Origin of the sequence: Actinoplanes sp. NPDC023714, from assembly GCF_040639855.1 — a bacterium.
Taxonomy (GTDB): Bacteria; Actinomycetota; Actinomycetes; order Mycobacteriales; family Micromonosporaceae; genus Actinoplanes.
Genome location: NZ_JBFAAR010000001.1, coordinates 90,447 through 112,190, shown reverse-complemented (window position 1 = coordinate 112,190; position 21,744 = coordinate 90,447). Strand labels below are relative to the sequence as shown.

Sequence of the window (21,744 nt, the reverse complement as noted above, 5' to 3'; positions counted from 1 at the left end):
CCGCCCGGAAGACTCAGCGCCCGGCCACACCGGACTCGATCTCAATCGCCGTCGGTGACGGCGAGGCGGCTTCGGGGGGTCGCGCAGGTAGGCGCAGGGTGAACGTAGAACCGTCGCCGAGGGCGCTGGTGACGTCGACACGGCCGCCGTGATTGGTGGCGATGTGCTTGACGATGGCCAGGCCGAGGCCGGTGCCACCGGTTGAACGGGACCGCGCCTGATCGGCGCGGTAGAACCGTTCGAAGATCCGGTCGACGTCGGTGGGTGCGATGCCGATGCCCTGATCGGCGACGTCGATCTCGATCCAGTCGTCGCTCTGCCGCATGGTGAGCGAAACCTTGGTGTCCTCGCCGGAGTACGCGATCGCGTTCTCCACGAGGTTGGTCACGGCGGTGGCGATCTGGCTGTCACTGCCGTACGCCATGGCGCCCTTGGGACCGTCGTAGTAGACCTCGATGTTCTTGGCGGACGCCGTCGTCCGGGTCCGGTCCACCACCTCGGCGATGACCCAGTCCAGCGGGACCGGCTCCGGGTTCGGCAGCGGTTCGGCGCCCTGCAGGCGGGTGAGCTCCAGCAGCTCGCTGACCAGCCGGCCCATCCGGGCCGACTCGTGGTGGATGCGCTCGGCGAACCGGCGCGCCGCGAGCACGTCCTCGGACTGCGTCTCGAGCGAGGTCTCCGGCAGCTGGGTGGCGTCCAGCAGCGCCTCGGACAGCAGCTGGAGGGCGCCGATCGGCGTCTTCAGCTCATGGCTCACGTTCGCCACGAAGTCGCGGCGGACCCGGGCCAGCCGATGCGCCTCGGTCACGTCGGCAGCCTCGATCGCGACATGCGTCGAGTTCAGCGCGACGGCCCGCAGGTGCACGCCGAGCGGAGCCTGCGCCCCACCGGCACGACCCCTTGGAAGATCAAGTTCAACTTCCCGGCGTACGCCGGTCCGCCGCACCTGTCCGGCCAGGGTCCGCAGGATCGGGTGCGCCGCGATCGTGCCCGGCGCGCCACCCGAGCGCAGCAGTCCCATCGCCCGGGCGGCCGGGTTGACCAGAACCGGGTAGTCGTCCGCGTCGAGGACGACGACGCCCACCCGCAACGAGTCGAGGCTCTTGCGGCCGAGCCCTTTCAGGCCGTTCTTCCCTGCCGGGCGGTCATCGTCCGGTTCGATGGCGGCGCTCCCCTCCAGCGGCCCGCTCCGGGCCGGCTCGCCCAGCCGACGGACCCGGGCCAGTGCAAGCCCCGCTCCCACACCGACGGCGAGCGCGACCAGGACGAGGCCGACGGCGTAATCCCACTCCACGCTGCGATCGTAGGGTCATTGTTTACCTGCGCTACAGGGCCAAAGGTACAAAAGGGGCCCGCTTCGAATAATGTTCACCACTACGCCTGGCGTCGTTCACCGGTGTTCACGTTCAGGCCGCCGGGTCCACATACCGTGAGCAGCACAACCGGCCGCCCGGACCTAGGGCCGGCCCTGAGGAGCACCGGGATACAGACATGCGCGAGGAGTACCAGGCCGACCTCGTCGAGGTAGGCCGTCTTTTGGTGACCATGGCAGAGTCGGTCCGCGCCACTCTGCGCAAGGCGACGACCGCGCTGCTGACCGCCGACCTCAAGGCCGCCGAGGCCGTGATCGAGCGGGACGCCGAGGTCGACAAGATCTACGAGCAGGTCGAGCTGAAGGTGGCCGACATCATCGCCCGGCAGGCGCCGGTCGCGAGCGACCTGCGCCGGGTGATCACCACCCTGCACATCTCCGCCGACCTCGAGCGGATGGGCGACCTGGCCGAGCACGTGGCGAAGACGGCCAAGCGCCGGCACCCGTCGCCCGCCGTGCCGGCCGAGCTGCGGCCCACGTTCCAGGAGATGGCCGAGGTCGCGGACAAGATGGCCGCGAAGATCATCGAGCTGCTGGGCTCGCCGAACGTGTCGCTCGCCGCCGAGCTGGAGTCGGACGACGACCGGATCGACGACGCCGAGCGGCACCTGTTCAAGATCATGCTGGACGACGCGTGGCCGTACGGCGCCGAGACCGCTATCGACGGCGCGCTGCTCGGCCGCTTCTACGAGCGGTACGCCGACCACGCCGTGAACATCGGCGAGCAGGTCATCTACCTGGTCACCGGAGAGGCGCCGGCCGGAGCGAACTGATTCGATCCCGGGCCCTCTCACAGCCCGAGGATCCGGAGGCCGGGACACCACGGGGGTGTCCCGGCCTCCGTCGTTCTCGAACTACTTCTTGCCCTGGGCGGCCACCGCGGCCGCCGCTTCCTTCGCGGCCACCGGGTCGAGGTACTCGCCGCCCGGGTTGGTCGGGCGCAGGTTCTCGTCCAGGTCGTAGCGCAGCGGGATGCCGGTCGGGATGTTCAGCTTGGCGATCGCCTCGTCGGAGATCTGGTCCAGGTGCTTCACGATGGCCCGCAGCGAGTTGCCGTGCGCGGCGACCAGGACTGTCTTACCGGCGCGCAGGTCCGGGACGATCTCGTCGTACCAGTAGGGCAGCGCCCGCTCGAGGACGTCCTTCAGGCACTCCGCCTTCGGCAGCAGCTCCGGCGGAAGGCTCGCGTAGCGGGCGTCGCCGAACTGGGAGAACTCGGAGTCGTCCTCGATCGGGGGCGGCGGCACGTCGTAGGACCGGCGCCAGAGCATGAACTGCTCCTCCCCGTACGCCTCAAGGGTCTGCTTCTTGTCCTTGCCCTGCAGGGCACCGTAGTGGCGCTCGTTGAGCCGCCACGAGCGCTTCACCGGGATCCAGTGCCGATCGGTGAGGTGCAGCGCGATCTCGCTGGTCCGGATCGCGCGACGGAGAAGGCTGGTGTGCACCACGTCGGGCAGCACGTTCTGCTCCTTGAGCAGCTCGCCACCACGACGGGCCTCGTCCTCACCCTTGGCGTCCAGGTCCACGTCGACCCAGCCGGTGAAGAGGTTCTTGGCATTCCACTCGCTGTTGCCGTGTCGCAGCAGCACCAGGGTTCCAGTCATGGACAACATCTTCCCCCGCGGTGGAGTCACCCGGATCACGAGGGCTGGAAAGTCGGTTGCGCGGGATCTTAGGTTGTAAGGCAAAGGAGCGAGATCACTACTTACGGGGGCATCGTGTCGGGTTGGTTACGTGAGGCGGCCGGCGGACTCCCCCGGCAGTTCTGGTTCCTCTGGACCGGCACCCTCATCAACCGCGTCGGCTCGTTCGTGGTGCTGTTCCTCAGCATCTACCTCACCGGCGACCGGCACTTCAGCCAGACGCAGGCCGGCATCGTCCTCGGCCTCTACGGCGTCGGCGGCGCGATCGGCACCATGACCGGCGGCGTCCTGGCCGACCGCTGGGGACGCCGGCCGACCATGCTGACCGCGCAGTTCGGCGCGGCGGCGCTGATGCTCACCCTCGGCTTCGCCCACGACTACTGGCAGATCGCGGCGGTCACGCTGCTGCTCGGCATGTTCGCCGAGGGGGTGCGGCCGGCGTTCTCGGCGATGATGGTCGACGTCGTGCCGGAGCACGACCGGGTCCGGGCCTACTCGCTGAACTACTGGGCGATCAACCTCGGCTTCGCGCTCGCCGCCGTCGCGGCCGGGCTGGCCTCCCAGGTCGACTACTTCCTGCTCTTCGCGGTCGACGCCGGGACGACGCTGCTCACCGCGATCATCACGGCGATCTTCCTGGCCGAGACCCGGCCGGCCCGGGTCCGCACGCACGGCGCCGCAATGCCGGCCGGCGGCATGGGCACCGCCCTGCGCGACCGGGTCTTCCTGCTCTACCTGGTGCTCAACCTGGCGTCCGTGCTGGTCATCCTGCAGCACTCGTCGACGCTGCCGCTCACGATGCTCGACGACGGGCTGTCGGCGGCGACCTACGGACTGGTCATCGCGGTCAACGGCGTGCTGATCGTTCTCGGCCAGCTCTTCGTGCCCAAGCTGATCGGCGGCCGGGACAGCGCCCGGGTCCTCGCGCTCGCCGGACTGATCATCGGGGTCGGGTTCGGGCTGGTGGCGTTCGCCGACAGCGCCTTGATGTTCGCCGTCACCGTGGTGGTGTGGACCCTCGGCGAGATGCTCCAGTCGCCCAGCAACGCGGCGACCGTGGCGGCCCTCTCGCCACCCCATCTCCGGGGCCGTTACCAGGGGCTGAACTCGCTCTCCTGGTCGATCGGGACGGCCCTCGCGCCGATCCTCGGCGGGCTGATCCTGCAGAAGGGCGGCGACGCGGTCCTGTGGGTGGGCTGTTTCGGACTGTGCGCGATCGCTTCGGTGGGACAACTGCTGTCCGGGCCGGCGCGGGCACGGCGGGCGGCGCTGCGGCGTACGGAAGAGATCGCGATCGCCGAACGGGAACTCGAGACAACCGTCCACTGAACACATCGGACAGTGACCCGAATGAGCATTACCCGAACGATTAGACCCGGAAACAAAAGCACCGGCGGCGGCGGGCGACACCCATCCCCATAGGCGCCGCCCGCACTAACCGCCGGTCTCGGGTCGCGCCGTCCCCCAACGGCTCATGCCACCCGTCCCCAAACGCCGATCCGCGGCGATCATTGCTGATCGACCCGTTCCCCGAACTGACGGTTCGGCGTCCATCGACCACGCTAGTTGGGGCAGTCAAGCCTCACAACCCGATTTCGTGTCGACATCTGTTCCGACCGTCACAGGAACCAACAACCAACCGATCGGACGATCCGCCAATCACTCGTCCGGGCTCTCGGGTTCGGAAGAAATCACGACTCGAGAAAGACAAAAGTTCACCTGGAACATAGATCAACTTCAAGGGCCTTACGGCGTCAGCCCTCGGCGAGGTGCTTGAAGGCCTGCAGATTCGCCAGCGACTCGCCGCGCTTGACCCGCCACTCCCATTCGCGGCGGATGGACGAGCCGAAGCCGATCTCCAGCATCGTGTCGAACGACTCGTCGGCGTAGGTCAGCACCGAACCGAGGATCCGGTCCAGTTCCTCCTCGTCGAGGCCCTTGAGCGAGACCCGGCCGGTCAGGTAGACGTCGCCGGCCGCGTCGATCGAGAACGCGACCCCGTACATCCGGGCGTTGCGGCGCAGCAGCCAGGCCCAGAGGTCCTCGTGCCGTTCGTCCGGGCGGCGCATCACGAACGCCTCGACCCGCAGCGAGTGCTCGCCGACGATCAGGTTGCAGGCGGTCTTCAGCTTGTGGTTGCCGGGCAGGGTGACCACGAAGGACGATTCGCCGGTCGGCTCCCAGTCGAGCTCGCGGTCGGTGAGGAATGCCTTGATCAGCTGGGTCACCATGCGTACGTCGCCCCCTCCAGACGCGCTGTGATCAGCGCGCGGTGTTCGGTCACCGCGTCACGGTAGACCCGTAGCAGGTTGTCGGCAGTGCGATCCCAGGAGAACTGCGAGGCGTGCACGACCGCGCCGGTGGCGAGCCGGCGCCGGAGGGCGGGCGCGCCGAGCAACCGGTCCAGCACCCGCGCCCAGTCCTCCGGGTCGTGCCCGTCGACGAGCACGCCGCTGATCCCGTCCCGGACCGCGGTGACGAGCCCGCCGACCGCGGCCGCCACCACCGGCGTGCCGCACGCCTGCGCCTCGAGCGCGACCAGCCCGAACGACTCGTTGTACGACGGCACCGCGACCAGGTCGGCGGCCCGGTAGAGGGCGGCCAGGTCGGCGCCGGTCTGCGGCGGCAGGAACACCACCGAGTCGGCGACGCCGAGCGAGGCGGCCAGCTCGATCAGCGACGACGGCCGGTCCAGGCCGCTGCCGCTGGGCCCGCCGCAGATCACCAGGGTGGTGTCCCGGGTGTCCATCGCGGCCAGCGCGGAGATCAGCACGTCGGGCGCCTTGAGCGGCTGGATCCGGCCGACGAAGGCGATGATCCGGCCGCGCTCCGGCAGCCCGAACCGGGCCCGGTCGGCGGCACCCGGCCGGAACCGCTCCAGGTCGACGCCGGGCTGCACCACGCTGACCCGCGCCGGGTCGGCCGCGTAGTGCTCGATCAGGTCCTGCGCCTCGAACCGGGTGTTCGCCACGAGCCGGTCGGACTCGGCGACGACCTGCTCCTCGCCGATCAGCCGGGCCCGCGGCTCGGGCCGGTCGCCGGTCGCGATGAAGAGGTTCTTGACCTTGGCGAGGGTGTGCGCCGTGTGGATGTGCGGCACGCCCCAGCGCTCCCGGGCGAGCCAGCCCACCTGCCCGGAGAGCCAGTAGTGCGAGTGGATCAGGTCGTAGTGGCCCGGCGGGTGCGCGGCCTCGGCCCGCAGCACGCCGTTCGCGAAGGCGCAGAGCTGCGACGGCAGCTCCTCCTTGTCGAGGCCCTCGAACGGACCGGCGGTGACGTGCCGGACGTGCACGCCGGGCGACATCTCGACCAGCGGCGGCAGCCCGCCCCGGGTCGCCCGGGTGAAGATCTCCACCTGGACACCGCGGGCGGCCAGGCGCTTCGAGACCTCCACTATGTACACGTTCATGCCGCCGGCGTCACCGGTGCCCGGCTGCTCCAGCGGTGACGTGTGCACCGAGAGCGTCGCGATGCGGTGGGGGCCCGTCAGCTCAGCCACGTCGGCTCCCTCCGCTTCCGATGCGTTGACGGTGTGAAAACTTGTTGCGCCAACGTTCATCTTCCCCATCGGCGGACGCCGAACCACCATGCAGCCGAGCGAGGGTGATCCAGGTCATTGGGGGAAGATCGAGGCATGGCAGATATCGCAGTGGTCACCGGCGCCTCCAGCGGCATCGGAGCGGCCTCCGCCCGGCGGCTCGCCGCCGAGGGATTCCACGTCGTCGCCGTGGCCCGGCGCACCGATCGGCTGAACGCCCTGGTCGCCGAGATCGGCCCGGCCGCGACCGCCGTCGAGTGCGACGTGACCTCGGACGAATCGGTGGCGCGGCTCGCCACGACGGTGGCCGGCCTGGACGGCACGCTCACCCTGCTGGTCAACAACGCGGGCGGGGCCCGCGGCGCCGACCAGGTGGCGGACGGCTCGGTCGACGACTGGCAGTGGATGTACGACGTGAACGTGCTCGGCACCCTGCGCGTCACCAAGGCGCTGCTCCCGGCCCTCGAGGCGAGCGGCCGCGGCACGATCGTGACGATCGGCTCGACCGCGTCCTTCGTGGTCTACGAGGGTGGCGGCGGCTACACGGCGGCCAAACACGCGCAGACCGCCCTGGTCGGGACGCTGCGGCTGGAACTCGCCGGCAAGCCGGTCCGGGTCATCGAGATCGACCCCGGCATGGTGAAGACCGACGAGTTCGCCGTCAACCGGTTCGGCGGCGACGAGGACAAGGCCGCCGCGGTCTACGCCGGCGTGAAGGAGCCGCTGGTAGCCGACGACATCGCCGACATCGTGGCCTTCGCGGCGACCCGCCCGCACCACGTCAACATCGACCGGCTCGTGGTGCGCCCGATCGCCCAGGCCGCCCAGCACAAGGTCCACCGGGAGAAGCAGGGATGAAGCCGGTCGGCGCGATCACCCGGGGGACGACCAATCCCAACCGGTTGCGACGCGTCGACAACTTCCTCTCGTACCGTTGCTCCTCGCTCCTGAAAGAAGCGGCTTCGCCGCTCGTCATCGATCTGGGCTACGGCGCCTCCCCGGTCACCGCCGTCGAACTCCGCGGCCGCCTGGCGTCCACGGTGCGCGCGGACGTCACGGTGATCGGCCTGGAGATCGATCCGGTACGCGTGGCAGCCGCCCAGCCCTTCGCCGACCCGCCGTTCCTGCAGTTCCGCCGCGGCGGCTTCGAACTGGCCGGCCTCACCCCGCACGTGGTGCGCGCCTTCAACGTCCTCCGCCAGTACGCCGAGGAGGAGGTCGCCGAAGCCTGGCGGACGATGACCGCCGGAGGCGCGCTGCTGATCGAAGGCACCTGCGACGAACTGGGCCGGATCGCGACCTGGACCGTCGTGGAGGCCGGCATGCCCCGCACGCTGACCCTCTCCGCCCGGCTGCCGACGCTGGAACACCCGGCGATCTTCGCGGAACGTCTGCCCAAAGCGCTGATCCACCACAATGTTCCCGGTCATCCGGTGCATGAGCTGTTGCGGTCGCTCGGGAAGGCGTGGGAGACGGAGGCTACGCCGTTCGGGCCACGGCAGCGGTGGATGGCCACGGTGCGGCGGATGCGGGGTGAGGGGTGGCCGGTGGTTGACGGGCCGGGGCGGTGGAGGTTGGGCGAGCTGACGGTGCCGTGGCCGGTCTGAGGGTTGTCCACAGCGGCGGTTCGTCCACAGGGCGCCCCGCGGAGGGACGCCATCGCCGCCACACTGTTCGAGGGGGAGCCCCCTGGGAGGGCGGGCCCCGTTCTTCAGGACAGCACCGTTTTCAGGGCCTCCAGCAGCGCATCCGCCGTGAACGGCTTCTTCACCAGCAGCGCGTCCTCGTCGACCAGGCCCTTCGTGACGGCGATGTCCTTCGGGAGCCCGGAGATGAACACGACGCCCAGTCCCGGACGCAGGTCGCCGACCGCGCCGGCCAGCTCACCACCGCCGAGCCCCGGCAGGGTCAGGTCGGTGACCAGGGCGGCGATCTCCGGGTGGTCACGGCAGACCGAGATGGCCTCTTCGTGATCACCGGCCACCAGCGTCGCGTATCCACGGCGCTCCAGCATCCGGCGCATGATGTCGCGCAGATCCTCTTCGTCGTCGACGACCAGGACGGTCGGTTTCTCGGCGACCGGCGCCTCGGACATTGGTCCTCCTCGGGGCTGGTGTCGATCCTCACGCTATCCGCCGCGCGCGCTCCCGTACGCCGCTTTGACCTTTAGAAAGGGCTGGGGGAACGCGTCGCGGGGCACGCGGGACGGAAGGTGCCTCAGGAGGCGAGGTGGCCGGTGAAGAGCATCTTGTCGGGCGAGCCGGATCCGGGGTTACGGACGACGCCGGAGACGGCGTGGCCGACCAGGTCGTCGCGGACCTTGCGGGGCGTCCAGTCCGGGTGGGCGCCGAGGACGAGGGCGGCCGCGCCGGCCACGTGCGGCGACGCCATCGAGGTGCCGCTCATCGTCTTGACCGCGGTGTTCGAGGCCTTACCGGCCGACTGGATGTTGACGCCGGGCGCGAACAGGTCGAGGCAGGTGCCGTAGTTGGAGAACGACGCCCGCTTGTCGGCCTTGTCCACGGCGCCGACCGTGATCGCGTCGGGGGTGCCGCCCGGGGAGGACTTGCAGGCGTTCTTGTTCTCGTTGCCGCCGGCGATCACGTACGTGACGCCCTTCGCGATGGACCGGTTCACGGCGGCGTCGAGGGCCTTGCTGACCGGGCCGCCGAGGCTCATGTTCGCCACGGCGGGCAGCTTCGCGTGCGCGGTCACCCAGTCGACGGCCGCGATGAAGTTGGAGAACTTGCCGGAGCCGTCGCAGCCGAGCACCTTCAGCGCGACCAGGTCGACGTCCTTGGCGACGCCGAACTTCGCGCCGCCGATGGTGCCGGCCACGTGCGTGCCGTGACCGTTGCAGTCCTCGGCGGTCCTGTCGTCGTTGACGAAGTCGTACCCGTTGCGGGCGCGGCCACCGAACTCCTGGTGCGAGACGCGCACACCGGTGTCGATCACGTAGGCCGTGACGTCCGAGGCGGGGGTGTAGCGGTAGGACCGGGAGAGTTTCGCGGTGCGCTGGTCGATCCGGTCGAGGCCCCAGGTCACCTGCTCGGCCTGGGTGCTGACGGCGCCGGCCGGGCGGATCGTGGCGTCCTGCTCGACGTACTGCACCGACGGGTCGGCGGCGATGCGGGCCGCCTGGAACGCGGTCGCCTGGAGCTGGAATCCGCGTACGGTCGAGAGGTAGTTCGCGCCGACCGTTCCGCCGTACTCCCGGGCCAGCTTCTGCGACGCTGACGAGACGGCGTCCGAGCCGGGCTTCAGCACCACGATGTAGCTGCCCGCGACGGCGTTCGCGGCGCCGGCGCCGGCGACGGTGCCGGTCGGCGCGGCGGCGACCGGTGCGGTCAGTCCGAAGAAGGTCACGGTTGCGGCGCTCGCGGCGGCGACGAGACGTACGGTCTTGCGGCGGGCGTCGATACCGAACATGCATGTCCTCTCGGAAGTGGCTTGCCCCCGGCAGCCAAGGCAGGAAGGTCTGCGAGGCATGCCGGAAGCGACTTGAGGGAAATGTTGTTCGGACACGGGAGCACTTCCGGTACCCGCCGGGGTGCGCTGTGGTTGCCACCGATCAGGCCGATTTCGATCGGGCTGATCACACCGGGAACCTTTAAGTCGACGGTGCGGCGTGCCGAATTTCTCTGCTGTCAGGACCGCTGCACCGCCACCCAGCAAGGAGAGCGATATGACCACTCTGCTGTCGCCCGAGATCGACACCGTAGGCGAGCTGACCGAGCGCTGCGATCGCTGCGGTGCGGCCGCCAAGCTGGAGGTCGAGCTGGCCAGCGGTGGCGATCTGGCGTTCTGCGGCCACCACGCCAACCGGTACGACGCCGACATCCTCAAGATCGCGGCCAAGATCCGCATCGAGGAGGGCTTCGGCTGGGCGGGCAAGTAACCGCCGGCGCCGGTAAGCCGCGTTATGCTCGTTTCCTCACGTCTTTGGGGGAAATGTGCATATCGCGGCGCATGGCGTGGGCAGGCTGTCCCGGCTGATCGCCGGGTGCGCCGGGGCCATGGTCGCCGTCTTCGGCTTCCTGGACGCGCGCACCCTCGACGACGTCGTACCGCCGGAGGGGCCGCTGCCCACTCCGGCGGTCGCGCTGCTTCCGGCGGGTGTCGCCCTCCTCGTGCAGGTGGCGCCGGCCGCCGGTGACCTGGCCGCCCGCGTCCGCACGGGGTTCGCCGCCCTCTTCGCGCTGGCCGCCGCCGGCCTGGCCGTGACCCGACTCGGCGACCAGCCCGCCGCCTCGGCCGCCACGCTGCTCTCCGGACTCGCGCTGGCCTGCCTCGACGTGCGGCTGCCCCGGCACGACGGCTCCGCCACCCGGATCGCCGTCCCTTCCCTCCGGCAGGACGACGCGACCTCGTTCCGGCTCGCCGAGCCGCTGCTGCTGGGCGCCGCCGTGATTGCGCTCGTCGCCCTCCTCACCCGCCTTCTCGATCCGGCCCTCCTGCCCGCAGGTGGGCCGGACGCCGTCATGCCGTCCGATCAGGCGCTCGCCTCGCTGCTGCTGACGGCCGGCGCGATCCTGGCCCGCCCGGCTTCCCAGGATCCGGTTCTTCGTTCCGAAAACCCCTTCCCGGGTACGGCCTCAGCCGCGCCGACGCCGGAATCCGCCCCGGCCGCCGGGCCGGAGGCGGAGGCCCGCGCCCCGGACGGCCCGCCGGGCACCGAGCCGGGCAGCATGCCGGGCGGCACGCCGGGCACCGAGCCGGTGAGCCCGCCGGGCGAGGCGCCGGACAGCGACCGGGAGGATTTCGCGCACGCCCTGCTCCAGTCGATGAACGAGGCCGTCATGGTGCTCGACGCCAACTACCACGTGATCGACGTGAACCGGCGCTGGCGCGAGCTGACCGGCCTCCCCGACGACGACGTGGCGCGCGATCCGCCGCCGCTGCCCCCGCCCGGAACCGGCGGCGGCGACTGGACGATCCCGCGCGCCGACGGCACCGCCGTACCGGTCCTCGCCACCATGGCCGCCATCCCGGACGCCGCCGGCGCGACCCGCGGATACGTCGCCACCTGCGTCGACATCGCCGAGCGCAAGCACGCCGAGGACGCGCTCAGCGAGCACGCCGCCGAGCTCGAGCGGGGCAACGCCCAGCTCGCCGCGGCGCTCGCCTTCAAGAACGACCTGACCTCGATGCTGACGCACGACGTGGCGCAGCCGATCAGCTCGATCGCCAGCCTCGCCGAGCTGCTCTGCGCGGACTGGGCGGACCTGCCCGACGACATCCGCCTGGAACTCGCCACGAAGATCGACAAGAACACCCGCCGGCTGGTGCGGATGATGAACGACCTGCAGCTGCTCTTCCGGCTGGACACCGGCGCGGTCACCGCCCGGCGGGTGCCGGTGCCGCTGCTGGAGGTGGTGCGTACGGTCCGCGACGCGCTCACCGGCGACGGGGACGGCGGCGTCGAGATCGCGATCGACGAGGACCTGACCGCGCTGGCCGACCGGGGCCACTTCACCGTCGTGGTGGAGAACCTGCTGAAGAACGCCCTGGCCCACGGCTCCCCGCCGATCCTGGTCCGGGCCGACCGGCAGGACGGCAGCGTGCTGCTGGTCGTGCAGGACAGCGGGCCGGGCATCCCGGAGAACGTGCTGCCGAGCGTCTTCAACCGGATCGTCAAGGGCGCCGGGATCAAGGGCGCGGGCCTCGGCCTGTTCATCGTCCGGCATCTGATCGAGGCGAACGGCGGCTCGGTCCGCTACGAGCCCGTCTCCCCGCGCGGCGCCCGCCTGCTGGTGACGATGGAGCGGGCCCCCGCATAGCGGAAGGCCGGCCCACTCGGGACCGGCCTTCGGGGTACGGGACGTCAGCTGCCCCGTTCCTCTTCGTTGATCATGCCGTCGCCCCACATGTCGGCCTTCCCGGTGCGGCCGCCCATCCGGGCGCTGCCGGCCACGCCGCCGCTGAGCGGGCCCGGGCCGCCGACGCGGCGCCCGCTGGTCACCTCCGGCTCGGCGCCGGTGTCCCATCCCGCGCCCGGGCTGGGCGCCGGCTGGGTGGCGTTGCGGTTGCGCACGCGCTGGGCCACCGAGGCCGGCGACGCCGGGTTCATGGTGGCCGCGTTGCCCAGGAACGAGCGTCCGGTGATCTGCTTGGTGCTGGCGCCGGTCGGCATCGGCCGCCCGCCCAGCACGCCGCTCTCCACCAGGCCCTTGAACGTGGTCAGGTCGGCCTTGAGCCGCCGGGTCAGCGACTCCTGGCCGTGCCTGTCGCTCGGCATGAGGAACGCGATGTCCGCCTCGAGCTGCGCGACGATCTGGGTCTTCGTCTCCCCCATCGGCCGCAGCGTCAGCGTCTCGGCGAGCAGCGGCCCCTCCATCGTCGACCAGGAGACCCGTTCGTCCGGCGACCGCTCGATGATCTGAGCGTCGAACTCGCGCCGTTTCCCGTCCACGTCCATGATCCAGTGGGTCTGGTCGGCTCCGACGGCCGTCACCTGCCGCACACCGGTCATGAAACGCGGGTAGTTCTCGAACGCCGCGAGCTGTTCGTACACCGTGTGGACCGGCGCACTGACCTCGATCGCCTGCTGAACCATGCTCATCGCAACTCTCCCATGCTGAAGTGCTGGCATGACCGAGCGTACGGAGACGAACACTAGTCGTGTTCAGTTTTCTTCAGACGCGACGCAGGTACTGCCAGCGGCCCACCTCGGCGGCGTATCGGGCGTCACTCGCGGGGACGAGCGTCACGGCGGCGTCCCGGAGCTCCTGGACCATGCGCGCGGACGGGCTGCGCCACGCCTCGCTGACCTCCACGACGGTCCCGGTGGCGCGGCACGCGGACGCCAGGCCGGCGACCAGATCCGGGCCGATCACGGAGTCGTCGACGCCGGCCTGGGCCAGCAGCGCGAGCGGCCGGGCCAGCTGGGCCGGGACGTATCGGGAGGCGCGCTCGATGCCCTTGATCGTGGTGGCGACCAGGTGCTCGGCGACCTGCTCGGCTGAGAACACCCCGGCGTCGATCCGGGACCGGATCTCCCGGGCGTCGAGCAGCTCGCCGCCGACCGGCAGGGCGGAGACCGCCACCGAGAGGGCGTCGAGCGGGGCCAGGTCGTGCGGCATGGCGATCCAGCCGTCCGCGCTGACCACCTCGACCTCGACGGCCACCCGCAGCGTCATCTCGGTGCGGTGCCGGGCCCGGCGGACCGCGTCGGCATAGGCGGTGAGCCAGCCGGTGTCCGGGCCGGCCTGGTCCGCGAAGGTGAGCGAGCGCAGGCCCGCCCGGTCGGCGGCCGAGACCACCACGCCGACCGCGTCCCGGCCGGACGAGAAGCCGGTGTGCACGTGCGCGTCCACCGTCAGATCCAGTGCACCGGCCACACCGGCCGCACCAACGGCGACGCCCGACTCGCGCTCAACCACCACGCCTGCTCCCCCGCAGTCCAGGGACGAGGTTTTTCCCGTCCGCCGATGAGAGTGCGGGACGGACGTTGTCGGCCGGGTCAGCCGCCGGTGCAGGTGAGGTGCGTCATCGCCGGGGACTCCGCAACCGATCCGCACTCGGCGGGCACCCGGCCCGGCAGCCCTGAGCAGCGAGCCTTTTCCCCTGACCGCGCGCACCCGCCCGCGGCCACGCCGAAGGGGACCGCATGAAGGTGTTCACCGCCGTCGCAGCCGCCGCAGCGGGCGTTCTGGCCCTCGCGCCCGCGACGCCCGCGGCCGCCGCCGCGACGACGGCGAAGGCGGCCAAGGCGAAGGTGCCGGTCGTCACCGGGACCGCGAGGACCGGCGGGACGCCGCTCACCATGCGCCGCACGCCGTCGCCGGCCGGCGAGCGGGTGGGCTCGGTCGCCAGTGGGAAGACCGTGTGGATCCTCTGCCAGGTCACGGCGCAGCAGGTCACCGGCACGGTGCGGACCACGAGTCTCTGGGACCACCTGGCGAACGGCTCGTACGTCTCGGACGCCTACGTCGAGCGGCCCGCCGCCGGCATCCCGGCGTGCGCGCCGGGCTCGGTCCCGGTGGCGCCGGTTCCGCCGGCCCAGCCGGTTCAGCCCGTCAAGCCGGTCCAGCCCGTCAAGCCGGTTCAGCCGGCCGACCCGGCGCCGGCGATCCCGAAGCCGGCCAAGGGCGAGAGCTGGCAGGTTCCGGTGGGTGCGGGGCTGGTGAGCGGTTTCCGTACGATCGCCCGCCCGTCACACGACGGCGTCGACCTCTCCGCGACCCGGGGCACGCCGATCGTGGCGGCCGCCGCGGGAACCGTGATCCGGGTGGTCTGCAACGTCTCGTCCGGATCGTGCGATGTGGACGGCAACCGCACCCTCTCCGGCTGCGGCTGGTACGCCGAGGTGCAGCACGCCGGCGGGATCGTGACCCGGTACTGCCACATGGTCCGCCGCCCGGTCGTCGCGGTCGGCCAGGTGGTCGCGAAGGGGCAGCTGCTCGGCAACGTCGGCACGTCCGGGTCCTCGTCCGGCCCGCACCTGCACTTCGAGGTGCACGTGAACGCGGCGCCGGCCACCCACGCGAACGCGGTCGACCCGATCGCTTTCCTTCGTACCCGTGGGGTCTCGCTCTCATGAGCGGAACGGCGCCCCGCCGGAAGCCCGGCAGGGCGCCGCTTCAATCACTCGTCCGAGTCGGGCTTCTCGAGCATCCGGGCCAGCGCGTGGACCGCGTCCTCGGTCGGCGACGCGGCCGCCCGGTTCGCATCCTGCAGCTCGCGATAGACCTCTTCGCGATGGACCTGCACGTCCCGAGGAGCCTGGATGCCCAGCCGGATGACGTCACCACGGGCCTCGAGAACCGTGATGACGACGTCGTCGCCGATCATCACGCTCTCCCCTGCCCGCCGGGTCAGCACAAGCATCGGTGCCCTCCTCCATCCATGGAACGGACAGCATGGCAAAGGCGCGGCCGCGAAGGAAACCGCGACCGCGCCTAAGCGAGGACGTTCAGAAGTTCCGGTTCATGATCGCGCGAACCGGGTAGCCGGATCCACTGAGGACGACCTGCATGGCCCGCATGGTGTCGCGGTCCACCACGATCGGCGCCAGAAGGTTCGCGGTGGTCTCGTCCTGACCCGCGGTGATGACCGAGAGCAGCAGGAGACGGTCCGGGTCCTTCGTGTTCAGCGCCGCGAACACCTGGTTCTCGATCTCCGGTGCGTAGTCCGGGAAGAACGGCTCCGGCGGAGCGACCAGGAAGCGCAGCTCCGGGTTGTCGACAGACGTGAGGGCGAAGAGCAGTCCGTCGTCGTTGAGGCGCACGAGAACGAACTCCCGGTGCGACGGGAAACCCGGCATGGGCACCGCCATCGTGATGGTCGGCAACCCAAGCGACGGGTCGATAGCGGTGGCCTCAATCGGTCGGGACGCGGTGCGAGTAGTCATGGTCACCTCAGGAAATCGATGAGCGAGGGCTGGATCACCTTGGCCGTGGCGGCCAGGGCGGCCTGATACGAGGTCTGCTGGAGCTGCAATTCCATGATCGCCTTCGGCAGGTCGACATCCTCGATATCGGAGAGCTGCGACGACACGGACATCAAGCGATCCTCAGCGGACTGCTTCATCTGGGTAACCCGATTGTATCGGGCACCTACGTCCGAAAGCGTGGAATTCAGGATCTGCGACGCTTTATCGAGATTCTCCAGACCAGCAGTAATTCCGGCGCCGTCCTTGTCACGCATGGACGCAACAAGGCCGTCCAGCACCTTGAAGAGCTGTGCCGGATTTGCGACCTCATTACCATTCGAGTCCGTTATGGTCTCCGCTCCGAAGACCTCCGGGCCTCGTACGTCGACCCGTACCTTTGCGTTCGGGCCGATCGATCGGAGCACTTCGCCGTTGGCTTCGCCGGCGTAGGCCCCTGTCTGGTCGTAAGCGGTGCTACCCGGTGTGGCACCGCCGAAGACCGGTCGATCCAGGTACTTGGAGTTGGCGTACTGGATCAGGGTGCCTTTGATCTGTTCGATCTCGGCAGCCCGTGCTTCGTTCGCCTGCGGCGTGCTGCCACCGCCGGCGCTGGCGGCCGCCAAGGTCAGCTCTCGGACCTTGGAGACCAGGACCGTCGCGTTCTGCAGGGTGTCCTGCACGGTTCCGAGCCTGCCGAGGGCGTCGTCCGCGTTGGTCGAGTACTTCTGGTTCGCGCGTACCTCGCTGCGTAGCTGAAGTGCGGTCACCGTGCCCGTCGGCGAATCCGACGGACGTTGGAGTTGTTTGCCACTGGAGATCTGGTCCTGGGCGGTCTGGGTCCGGCTCAGACTGCGCTGCAGGCTCGCCATCGTCCGGGTGCGGACGCTGCTCTCGGTGATCCGTGGACTGGTCATGATCGGGGATCCCCTTACCTACCGACGAGGCCGGTCCGGTTGATCAGTTGGTCGAGCATCGAGTCGATCGTGGTGAGGACCCGGGACGCCGCCTCGTACCCACGCTGGTAGGTGAGGAGGTTGGTCATCTCCTCGTCGAGGTTCACGCCGGACTCCGCGTCCCGCGCCGCGTCCACCTGGTCGGTCACCGCGTTCTGGATGTCCCGCCGGCGGATCGAGGACTGCGCGGCCACCCCGAGGTCGCCGATGAGCGACTGGTACTCGGCGTCCGCCCCGGTGCGGGACGTGGAGAGCTCGGAGAGGTCGTCCGCGATCACACCGTCCAGCACCCCGGGCGTGCCCGTCGGGTCGCCGGACGAGACCGCGAGCTTCGCCGGGTCGGTGACCCCGACGGTGATGTTCGCGGCCGAGAGCGGGAGCGCGTTGCTCGGCACGAAGAAGTCCTCGCCGGTGGTGCCGTCCACGCTGTACCCGCTGCTGTGCAGCGCGTTCACCGTGCTCGCCAGCGTGGTCGCCACCGTGTCGAGGCGCTGCGACATGCTCTGCAGCGTCCCGCCGCGGGTGAGCATCTCCATCGAGGCGCCCATGCTGCCGCCGGCCATCACACCGGTCTTGGTGTCCGCCCAGCGCAGGTTGACCTCGGTGGTGGCGAGGTCCTCCATCCGCGTGGCGCTGCCGGCCGCGATCTCCACGGTCCGGGTGGAGAACTCGTTGACCAGCGGCGCGCTGCCGACGAACACGTTGACCGCGCCGTTCGGCATGTCCGTCGCGGTCGCCCCGACCAGCTCGGAGAGCTTCAGGATGGCCTGGCCCCGCTGGTCCTGGAGCTCGTTGGCGGAGAGGCCGGCGCCCTGCGCGATCACGATCTCCTTGTTCAGCTTGGCGATCGTGTCGGCCGCCTTGTTCACCTCGCCGACGGCCGTGTCGAGCCCGGCCCGCGTCGCCTGGAACTGGTTGTTCAGCTGGGCGGACGCGTCGTTCAGCGTGCTGGCCACGGTGGTCGCCTGCTGGATGAGCGCGGCCTTCGGCGCGGCCTTGTCGGGGTTGGTCGCGACGGCGTTGAAGCCGTCCCACATGTCCTGGAGGCGGGCCTGCAACGCGGTGTCGCTGGGCTCGCCGAAGGCGTCCTCGATCAGCGTGTACGCCGAGGCCCGCTCGTTGTGGTACGCCGAGTTCGCGTGCTCGGTGAAGCTGCGCTGGTCGAGCGCCGAGTTGCGCAGCCGCTCGACCGAGCTGACCGTGACGCCGTTGCCGATCGCGTCGGTGGTGGCGTAGACGCCCGGCACGAGGTTGGCGTTCTGCGACTGCATCACCACGCGCTGCCGGGTGTATCCCTCGGTGCTCGCGTTGGCGATGTTCTGGCCCGAGACGTCCAGGCCGCGGCGCTGCGCGTACAGCGAGGTCAGCGCCGTGTTGATTCCACTGAATGTGCTGCCCATCAGATCGCCTCATCAACCAGGCTGGGGCGGCGAGCGCCGCCGGTGACGGTCTGGCCCTGCGGCCCGTACGTTTCCACAGTCTCGGCGAACGCGAGCATGGTTTCGCGAGCAGCGCGTTGTCCCGCCGTGAGCAGGTCGCGGTTGACGTCGGCCAGGGCCCGGATCTCCGACGTCAGCAGCAGGAACGCCTTACGGTGCTGGTGGAGCAGGTCCGACCAGGGGTCGGGCGCCGCGTCCGCCAGCTCGCCGAGGGAAGCGTCCGGGGACAGTCCGAGCTCGGCGGCGACCTCCTGCGAGTAGGCGGCGCGGATGACCTCGGTCTGCCGGATCTGGTCGAGCACGACCTCCACCTCGCGGGTGGCGTGGCTGAGCCAGCGAGACCGGTTTGCGGCGAGGAGCAACTGCTCCTCCTCTAGCTTGAACAGCAGCATCTCCAGCAGCTCACGTGCACGCCACAGGACGCTGGCCAGGTCGGTCAGGCTCACCCGGACCTCCGTGTCGTATCGCTGTCGGGCTCACCCCCTCGGCGGACCCGCTCATTCGGACATGTCGGCACGACCCCGGTGCCACTGAGCGGTTTCTCGCGATCGGCACTTCTCCGGTTCACCCCGAAAAGCCCGAAAAAATCTCAGAGAATGACTTTGGCCTCCCGGCGATCGGCCGAATGGATGAGGCGTAACACACGGCTCAAGGACGGGCCGCTCAGGACCCCAGTCAAGGAGGAGTTTTTCAATGGGTCTCCGCATCAACCAGAACATCGCCGCGCAGAACGCCTACCGGAACCTCTCGGTGACCGACAACCAGATGTCGAAGTCGCTCGAGAAGCTGTCCAGCGGTTTCCGGATCAACCGGGCGGCGGACGACGCGGCCGGCCTCTCGATCTCCGAGGGCCTGCGCTCCCAGGTCGGCGGTCTCAAGGTCGCCGTCCGCAACTCGCAGGACGCGATCAGCGTCGTGCAGACCGCTGAGGGTGCGCTCAACGAGACCACCAGCATGCTCCAGCGCATGCGTGACCTCTCCGTCCAGGCGAACAACGCCTCCCTGGACGCCGAGGCCAAGAACGCGGCCCAGGCCGAGTTCTCGCAGCTGCGCGCGGAGATCGACCGGGTCTCCGAGACCACGGCCTTCGGCAAGTCGAAGCTGCTCGACGGCACCTTCGGCAACACCAACCAGGCCACCGGCAGCACGATCAGCGGCCTCACCGACGGGAAGATGGGCGCCGGCGCGCAGACGCTGAACGTCTCGGAGATCGGCGGCAAGGCCGTCACCATCGCGGCGTCCGTCGCCGACACCGACGGCCTGACGCCGGACGAGGTCGCCGCCCAGCTGAGCGCCGACCTGAGCAGCAAGCTCAAGGACGCCGGTTTCACCGGCGACGAGATGAGCGTCACGACCCAGACCGCCGACAACGGCGACATCTCGTTCGTGGTGAACAGCTCGAAGAGCTTCAAGACCGACGGCGCCATGGTCGCCGCGACCAGCTCGAACAACCCGAACGCGACGCCGGGCGACTTCCAGATCGGCGCCAACTCGGGCGAGACGCTGAACATCAACATCAAGGCCGTGGACTCCAAGTCCCTCGGGCTCAAGAACCTCGACCTGACCGCCGCCGCCGACGCCAACGGCAAGACCGGCGCGGCGCTGGCGATGGAGGCGATCGACAAGGCGATCACCTCCGTCTCGGACCAGCGGGCCAAGCTCGGTGCGTCGCAGAACCGCTTCGAGCACACCATCAACAACCTGAACACCGCGGTGGAGAACCTCTCCGCCTCGGAGTCCCGGATCCGCGACACCGACATGGCGCAGGAGATGGTCTCGTTCACCCGGAACCAGATCCTCACCCAGGCCGGCACCTCGATGCTCTCGCAGGCCAACCAGGCCTCGCAGGGCGTGCTGTCGCTGCTCCGCTGATGACTCGCAACCGAACAGCCACCCATAACAACTGAATCTCGTCGCCAAGCGACCGAATAGGTGGGGGTAGCCGGAAGTTCGGCTGCCCCCACCGCCGCACTCGCACCGAAGACGAAAGCAGGGTTCCCGTGACCAGTTCAGTTGACGGCATGGTCAGCGGCATGCAGACCACCTCGATGATCAACCAGCTGATGCAGGTCGAGGCGGCTCCGCAGACGAAGCTCAAGACCAAGGTCGAGAACGCGCAGACCGCTGTCGCGTCGTACCAGACGGTCAACGCCAAGCTCAAGGCGGTCAAGACCGCCGCCGAGGGCCTGGCCCGGCTGGACACCTGGCGCTCGATGAAGGCGACGTCGACCTCCGAGGCGGTCACCGCGACAGCCTCCGGCGGCGTGGCCGGCATGTCCGGCAGCCTCACCTTCGACGTGAAGGCCGTGGCCCGCGCGCAGACCTCGGTGCTGAACGTCAACACCGCGTCCGAGGGCTTCCCGTCGTCGTTCACGATCCAGAGCGGCTCCTGGTCGGACCCGGACAACGACAGCACCACCGACAACGACGTCTTCACGGCCGACGGCACCGCCGCGAAGACCATCAACGTCGGGACCCCGCCGACCGCCGAGAAGGTCGCGGCCGCCGTCAACTCGGCCGACGTGGGCATCCGCGCCTACGTCGTGAAGACCGGCCCGAACGCCGGCGCGCTGCAGTTCACCGGCTCCAAGACCGGCGCCGCGAACGGCTTCGACATCCAGGGCCTGGCCGACCAGTACAACGCGTCGGCGACCCTGCAGACCACGGCGTCGCGGGACGCCAAGCTCACCGTCAACCCGGGTACGAACACCGAATACTCGGTGAGCAGCAGCACCAACACCTTCACCGACGTGATGCCCGGCGTGACGCTGAACGCCTCCAAGGTGGAGAGCGGCGTCACGGTCACCGCGACCAACGACGTCAGCGCCATCACCGCCAAGATCCAGGCGTACGTCGACGCCGCGAACGACGCGTTCAACGAGATCAAGACGCAGACCGCGTTCGACGCCGAGACCAAGAAGGGCTCGCCGCTGACCGGCGACTTCACGGTCCGGCAGATGAACCAGACCATGCTCAGCATGATCAGTGGCGGCCTGACCTACAAGAAGAACACCTACGACGAGAACGGCCAGGTCACCAGCACCGCCGACGTCGCCTTCGGCTCGCTCAGCCAGCTCGGCATCGAGCTGGACCGCTCCGGGACGCTGACCTTCACCGCGTCGAAGTTCGAGAGCGAGTACGCCAAGGACCCCAGCAAGATCCAGGGCGGCGCGATCGGCTTCGCGAACCAGGTCAAGGAACTGGTCACGAAGCAGTCGAACAACGTCACCGACGTGATCACCGGCCGGAAGAACGAGATCGACTCGCTGAACGGCCAGATCGACAACTGGGACACCCGCCTCTCCGCCCGGCGCCAGGCCCTCCAGCGGCAGTACGCCGCCCTGGAGACCGCGCTCGGCAAGATGCAGAACCAGTCGAGCTGGCTGTCCGGTCAGCTCGCCGGCCTCTGACCCCACCACCGACGCC

22 protein-coding genes are annotated in these 21,744 nt (G+C 69.8%); 9 read left to right on the top strand and 13 right to left on the bottom strand.

Annotated elements, in window-relative coordinates:
- Positions 1-13: 13 nt before the first annotated feature.
- Positions 14-1,294, bottom strand: coding sequence for an ATP-binding protein (locus AB0G10_RS00570; protein ID WP_360914335.1), 1,281 nt, complete (start codon positions 1,292-1,294; stop codon positions 14-16).
- 197 nt (positions 1,295-1,491) lie between these two features.
- Here AB0G10_RS00570 and phoU point away from each other — a divergent pair, with 197 nt between their 5' ends.
- Positions 1,492-2,145, top strand: a complete 654-nt coding sequence (gene phoU / locus AB0G10_RS00565) for a phosphate signaling complex protein PhoU (RefSeq protein WP_360914332.1) — start codon at positions 1,492-1,494, stop codon at positions 2,143-2,145.
- Between the two features lie 81 nt (positions 2,146-2,226).
- Here phoU and AB0G10_RS00560 read toward each other — a convergent pair whose 3' ends face one another.
- Positions 2,227-2,976: a phosphoglyceromutase gene (locus AB0G10_RS00560; RefSeq protein ID WP_360914329.1), complete on the bottom strand. Its 750-nt coding sequence runs from the start codon at positions 2,974-2,976 to the stop codon at positions 2,227-2,229.
- A 114-nt stretch (positions 2,977-3,090) separates the two neighbouring features.
- Here AB0G10_RS00560 and AB0G10_RS00555 point away from each other — a divergent pair, with 114 nt between their 5' ends.
- Positions 3,091-4,344: an MFS transporter gene (locus tag AB0G10_RS00555; RefSeq protein WP_360914326.1), complete on the top strand. Its 1,254-nt coding sequence runs from the start codon at positions 3,091-3,093 to the stop codon at positions 4,342-4,344.
- Positions 4,345-4,769: 425 nt separating this feature from the next.
- Here AB0G10_RS00555 and AB0G10_RS00550 read toward each other — a convergent pair whose 3' ends face one another.
- Positions 4,770-5,246 (bottom strand): YbjN domain-containing protein, encoded by a 477-nt coding sequence (locus tag AB0G10_RS00550; RefSeq protein ID WP_360914323.1) that lies wholly within the window; start codon positions 5,244-5,246, stop codon positions 4,770-4,772.
- Complete coding sequence (mshA, locus tag AB0G10_RS00545; RefSeq protein WP_360914320.1) at positions 5,240-6,604, bottom strand: D-inositol-3-phosphate glycosyltransferase; 1,365 nt, start codon at positions 6,602-6,604, stop codon at positions 5,240-5,242. Before mshA ends, AB0G10_RS00550 begins: the two co-directional genes overlap by 7 nt.
- Positions 6,605-6,649: 45 nt before the next feature.
- Here mshA and AB0G10_RS00540 point away from each other — a divergent pair, with 45 nt between their 5' ends.
- Together AB0G10_RS00540 and AB0G10_RS00535 are read left to right on the top strand one after the other, a co-directional pair.
- Positions 6,650-7,411, top strand: a complete 762-nt coding sequence (locus AB0G10_RS00540; RefSeq protein ID WP_360914317.1) for an SDR family oxidoreductase — start codon at positions 6,650-6,652, stop codon at positions 7,409-7,411.
- A complete protein-coding gene (locus AB0G10_RS00535) occupies positions 7,408-8,160 on the top strand; it encodes a class I SAM-dependent methyltransferase (RefSeq protein WP_360914314.1) in 753 nt (250 codons plus the stop codon). Before AB0G10_RS00540 ends, AB0G10_RS00535 begins: the two co-directional genes overlap by 4 nt.
- A 104-nt stretch (positions 8,161-8,264) precedes the next feature.
- On the opposite strand, the gene AB0G10_RS00530 is transcribed toward AB0G10_RS00535, so the two are convergent.
- Complete coding sequence (locus tag AB0G10_RS00530; protein ID WP_360914312.1) at positions 8,265-8,648, bottom strand: response regulator; 384 nt, start codon at positions 8,646-8,648, stop codon at positions 8,265-8,267.
- A gap of 122 nt (positions 8,649-8,770) precedes the next feature.
- Positions 8,771-9,982, bottom strand: a complete 1,212-nt coding sequence (locus tag AB0G10_RS00525; protein WP_360914309.1) for a S8 family serine peptidase — start codon at positions 9,980-9,982, stop codon at positions 8,771-8,773.
- A gap of 256 nt (positions 9,983-10,238) precedes the next feature.
- Here AB0G10_RS00525 and AB0G10_RS00520 point away from each other — a divergent pair, with 256 nt between their 5' ends.
- Both AB0G10_RS00520 and AB0G10_RS00515 read left to right on the top strand, forming a co-directional pair.
- A complete protein-coding gene (locus AB0G10_RS00520; protein WP_360914306.1) occupies positions 10,239-10,451 on the top strand; it encodes a hypothetical protein in 213 nt (70 codons plus the stop codon).
- 76 nt (positions 10,452-10,527) lie between these two features.
- The gene (locus tag AB0G10_RS00515) at positions 10,528-12,333 is read left to right on the top strand and encodes a PAS domain-containing sensor histidine kinase (RefSeq protein ID WP_360914303.1); all 1,806 of its coding nucleotides are present in this window, start codon (positions 10,528-10,530) and stop codon (positions 12,331-12,333) included.
- A 44-nt stretch (positions 12,334-12,377) separates the two neighbouring features.
- Here AB0G10_RS00515 and AB0G10_RS00510 read toward each other — a convergent pair whose 3' ends face one another.
- Positions 12,378-13,115, bottom strand: coding sequence for an SRPBCC family protein (locus tag AB0G10_RS00510; protein WP_360914300.1), 738 nt, complete (start codon positions 13,113-13,115; stop codon positions 12,378-12,380).
- Between the two features lie 73 nt (positions 13,116-13,188).
- Complete coding sequence (locus AB0G10_RS00505) at positions 13,189-13,938, bottom strand: hydrolase (RefSeq protein WP_360914297.1); 750 nt, start codon at positions 13,936-13,938, stop codon at positions 13,189-13,191.
- 224 nt (positions 13,939-14,162) lie between these two features.
- Here AB0G10_RS00505 and AB0G10_RS00500 point away from each other — a divergent pair, with 224 nt between their 5' ends.
- Complete coding sequence (locus tag AB0G10_RS00500) at positions 14,163-15,095, top strand: peptidoglycan DD-metalloendopeptidase family protein (protein ID WP_360914294.1); 933 nt, start codon at positions 14,163-14,165, stop codon at positions 15,093-15,095.
- 44 nt (positions 15,096-15,139) lie between these two features.
- Here AB0G10_RS00500 and csrA read toward each other — a convergent pair whose 3' ends face one another.
- From csrA to AB0G10_RS00475, 5 genes are all read right to left on the bottom strand, one after another.
- Positions 15,140-15,382 carry a carbon storage regulator CsrA gene (gene csrA / locus AB0G10_RS00495; protein ID WP_360914291.1) on the bottom strand — a complete coding sequence of 81 codons (243 nt, stop codon included), beginning with the start codon at positions 15,380-15,382 and terminating at the stop codon, positions 15,140-15,142.
- Positions 15,383-15,467: 85 nt separating this feature from the next.
- Entirely contained in the window at positions 15,468-15,830 is a 363-nt protein-coding gene (locus AB0G10_RS00490) for a flagellar assembly protein FliW (RefSeq protein WP_360914288.1), read from the bottom strand.
- 77 nt (positions 15,831-15,907) lie between these two features.
- Entirely contained in the window at positions 15,908-16,840 is a 933-nt protein-coding gene (locus AB0G10_RS00485) for a flagellin (protein WP_360914285.1), read from the bottom strand.
- A 14-nt stretch (positions 16,841-16,854) separates the two neighbouring features.
- Complete coding sequence (gene flgK / locus AB0G10_RS00480; protein ID WP_360914282.1) at positions 16,855-18,279, bottom strand: flagellar hook-associated protein FlgK; 1,425 nt, start codon at positions 18,277-18,279, stop codon at positions 16,855-16,857.
- Positions 18,279-18,764, bottom strand: a complete 486-nt coding sequence (locus AB0G10_RS00475) for a flagellar protein FlgN (protein ID WP_014447721.1) — start codon at positions 18,762-18,764, stop codon at positions 18,279-18,281. Before AB0G10_RS00475 ends, flgK begins: the two co-directional genes overlap by 1 nt.
- Positions 18,765-19,011: 247 nt before the next feature.
- On the opposite strand from AB0G10_RS00475, the gene AB0G10_RS00470 reads away from it, so the two are divergent.
- Positions 19,012-20,190: a flagellin gene (locus AB0G10_RS00470; protein ID WP_360914279.1), complete on the top strand. Its 1,179-nt coding sequence runs from the start codon at positions 19,012-19,014 to the stop codon at positions 20,188-20,190.
- Between the two features lie 128 nt (positions 20,191-20,318).
- Positions 20,319-21,728: a flagellar filament capping protein FliD gene (gene fliD / locus AB0G10_RS00465; protein ID WP_360914276.1), complete on the top strand. Its 1,410-nt coding sequence runs from the start codon at positions 20,319-20,321 to the stop codon at positions 21,726-21,728.
- Positions 21,729-21,744 lie beyond the last annotated feature (16 nt).

Bases quoted from the DNA above. Each gene is read 5' to 3' on its own strand.
- AB0G10_RS00535 (WP_360914314.1), top strand. From the start codon at position 7,408: ATGAAGCCGGTCGGCGCGATCACCCGGGGGACGACCAATCCCAACCGG.
- AB0G10_RS00470 (WP_360914279.1), top strand. From the start codon at position 19,012: ATGGGTCTCCGCATCAACCAGAACATCGCCGCGCAGAACGCCTACCGG.
- AB0G10_RS00500 (WP_360914294.1), top strand. From the start codon at position 14,163: ATGAAGGTGTTCACCGCCGTCGCAGCCGCCGCAGCGGGCGTTCTGGCC.
- phoU (WP_360914332.1), top strand. From the start codon at position 1,492: ATGCGCGAGGAGTACCAGGCCGACCTCGTCGAGGTAGGCCGTCTTTTG.
- mshA (WP_360914320.1), bottom strand. From the start codon at position 6,604: ATGGTGGTTCGGCGTCCGCCGATGGGGAAGATGAACGTTGGCGCAACA.
- AB0G10_RS00520 (WP_360914306.1), top strand. From the start codon at position 10,239: ATGACCACTCTGCTGTCGCCCGAGATCGACACCGTAGGCGAGCTGACC.
- csrA (WP_360914291.1), bottom strand. From the start codon at position 15,382: ATGCTTGTGCTGACCCGGCGGGCAGGGGAGAGCGTGATGATCGGCGAC.
- AB0G10_RS00485 (WP_360914285.1), bottom strand. From the start codon at position 16,840: ATGACCAGTCCACGGATCACCGAGAGCAGCGTCCGCACCCGGACGATG.
- AB0G10_RS00510 (WP_360914300.1), bottom strand. From the start codon at position 13,115: ATGAGCATGGTTCAGCAGGCGATCGAGGTCAGTGCGCCGGTCCACACG.
- flgK (WP_360914282.1), bottom strand. From the start codon at position 18,279: ATGGGCAGCACATTCAGTGGAATCAACACGGCGCTGACCTCGCTGTAC.
- AB0G10_RS00560 (WP_360914329.1), bottom strand. From the start codon at position 2,976: ATGACTGGAACCCTGGTGCTGCTGCGACACGGCAACAGCGAGTGGAAT.
- AB0G10_RS00490 (WP_360914288.1), bottom strand. From the start codon at position 15,830: ATGGCGGTGCCCATGCCGGGTTTCCCGTCGCACCGGGAGTTCGTTCTC.
- AB0G10_RS00550 (WP_360914323.1), bottom strand. From the start codon at position 5,246: ATGGTGACCCAGCTGATCAAGGCATTCCTCACCGACCGCGAGCTCGAC.
- AB0G10_RS00540 (WP_360914317.1), top strand. From the start codon at position 6,650: ATGGCAGATATCGCAGTGGTCACCGGCGCCTCCAGCGGCATCGGAGCG.
- AB0G10_RS00525 (WP_360914309.1), bottom strand. From the start codon at position 9,982: ATGTTCGGTATCGACGCCCGCCGCAAGACCGTACGTCTCGTCGCCGCC.
- AB0G10_RS00530 (WP_360914312.1), bottom strand. From the start codon at position 8,648: ATGTCCGAGGCGCCGGTCGCCGAGAAACCGACCGTCCTGGTCGTCGAC.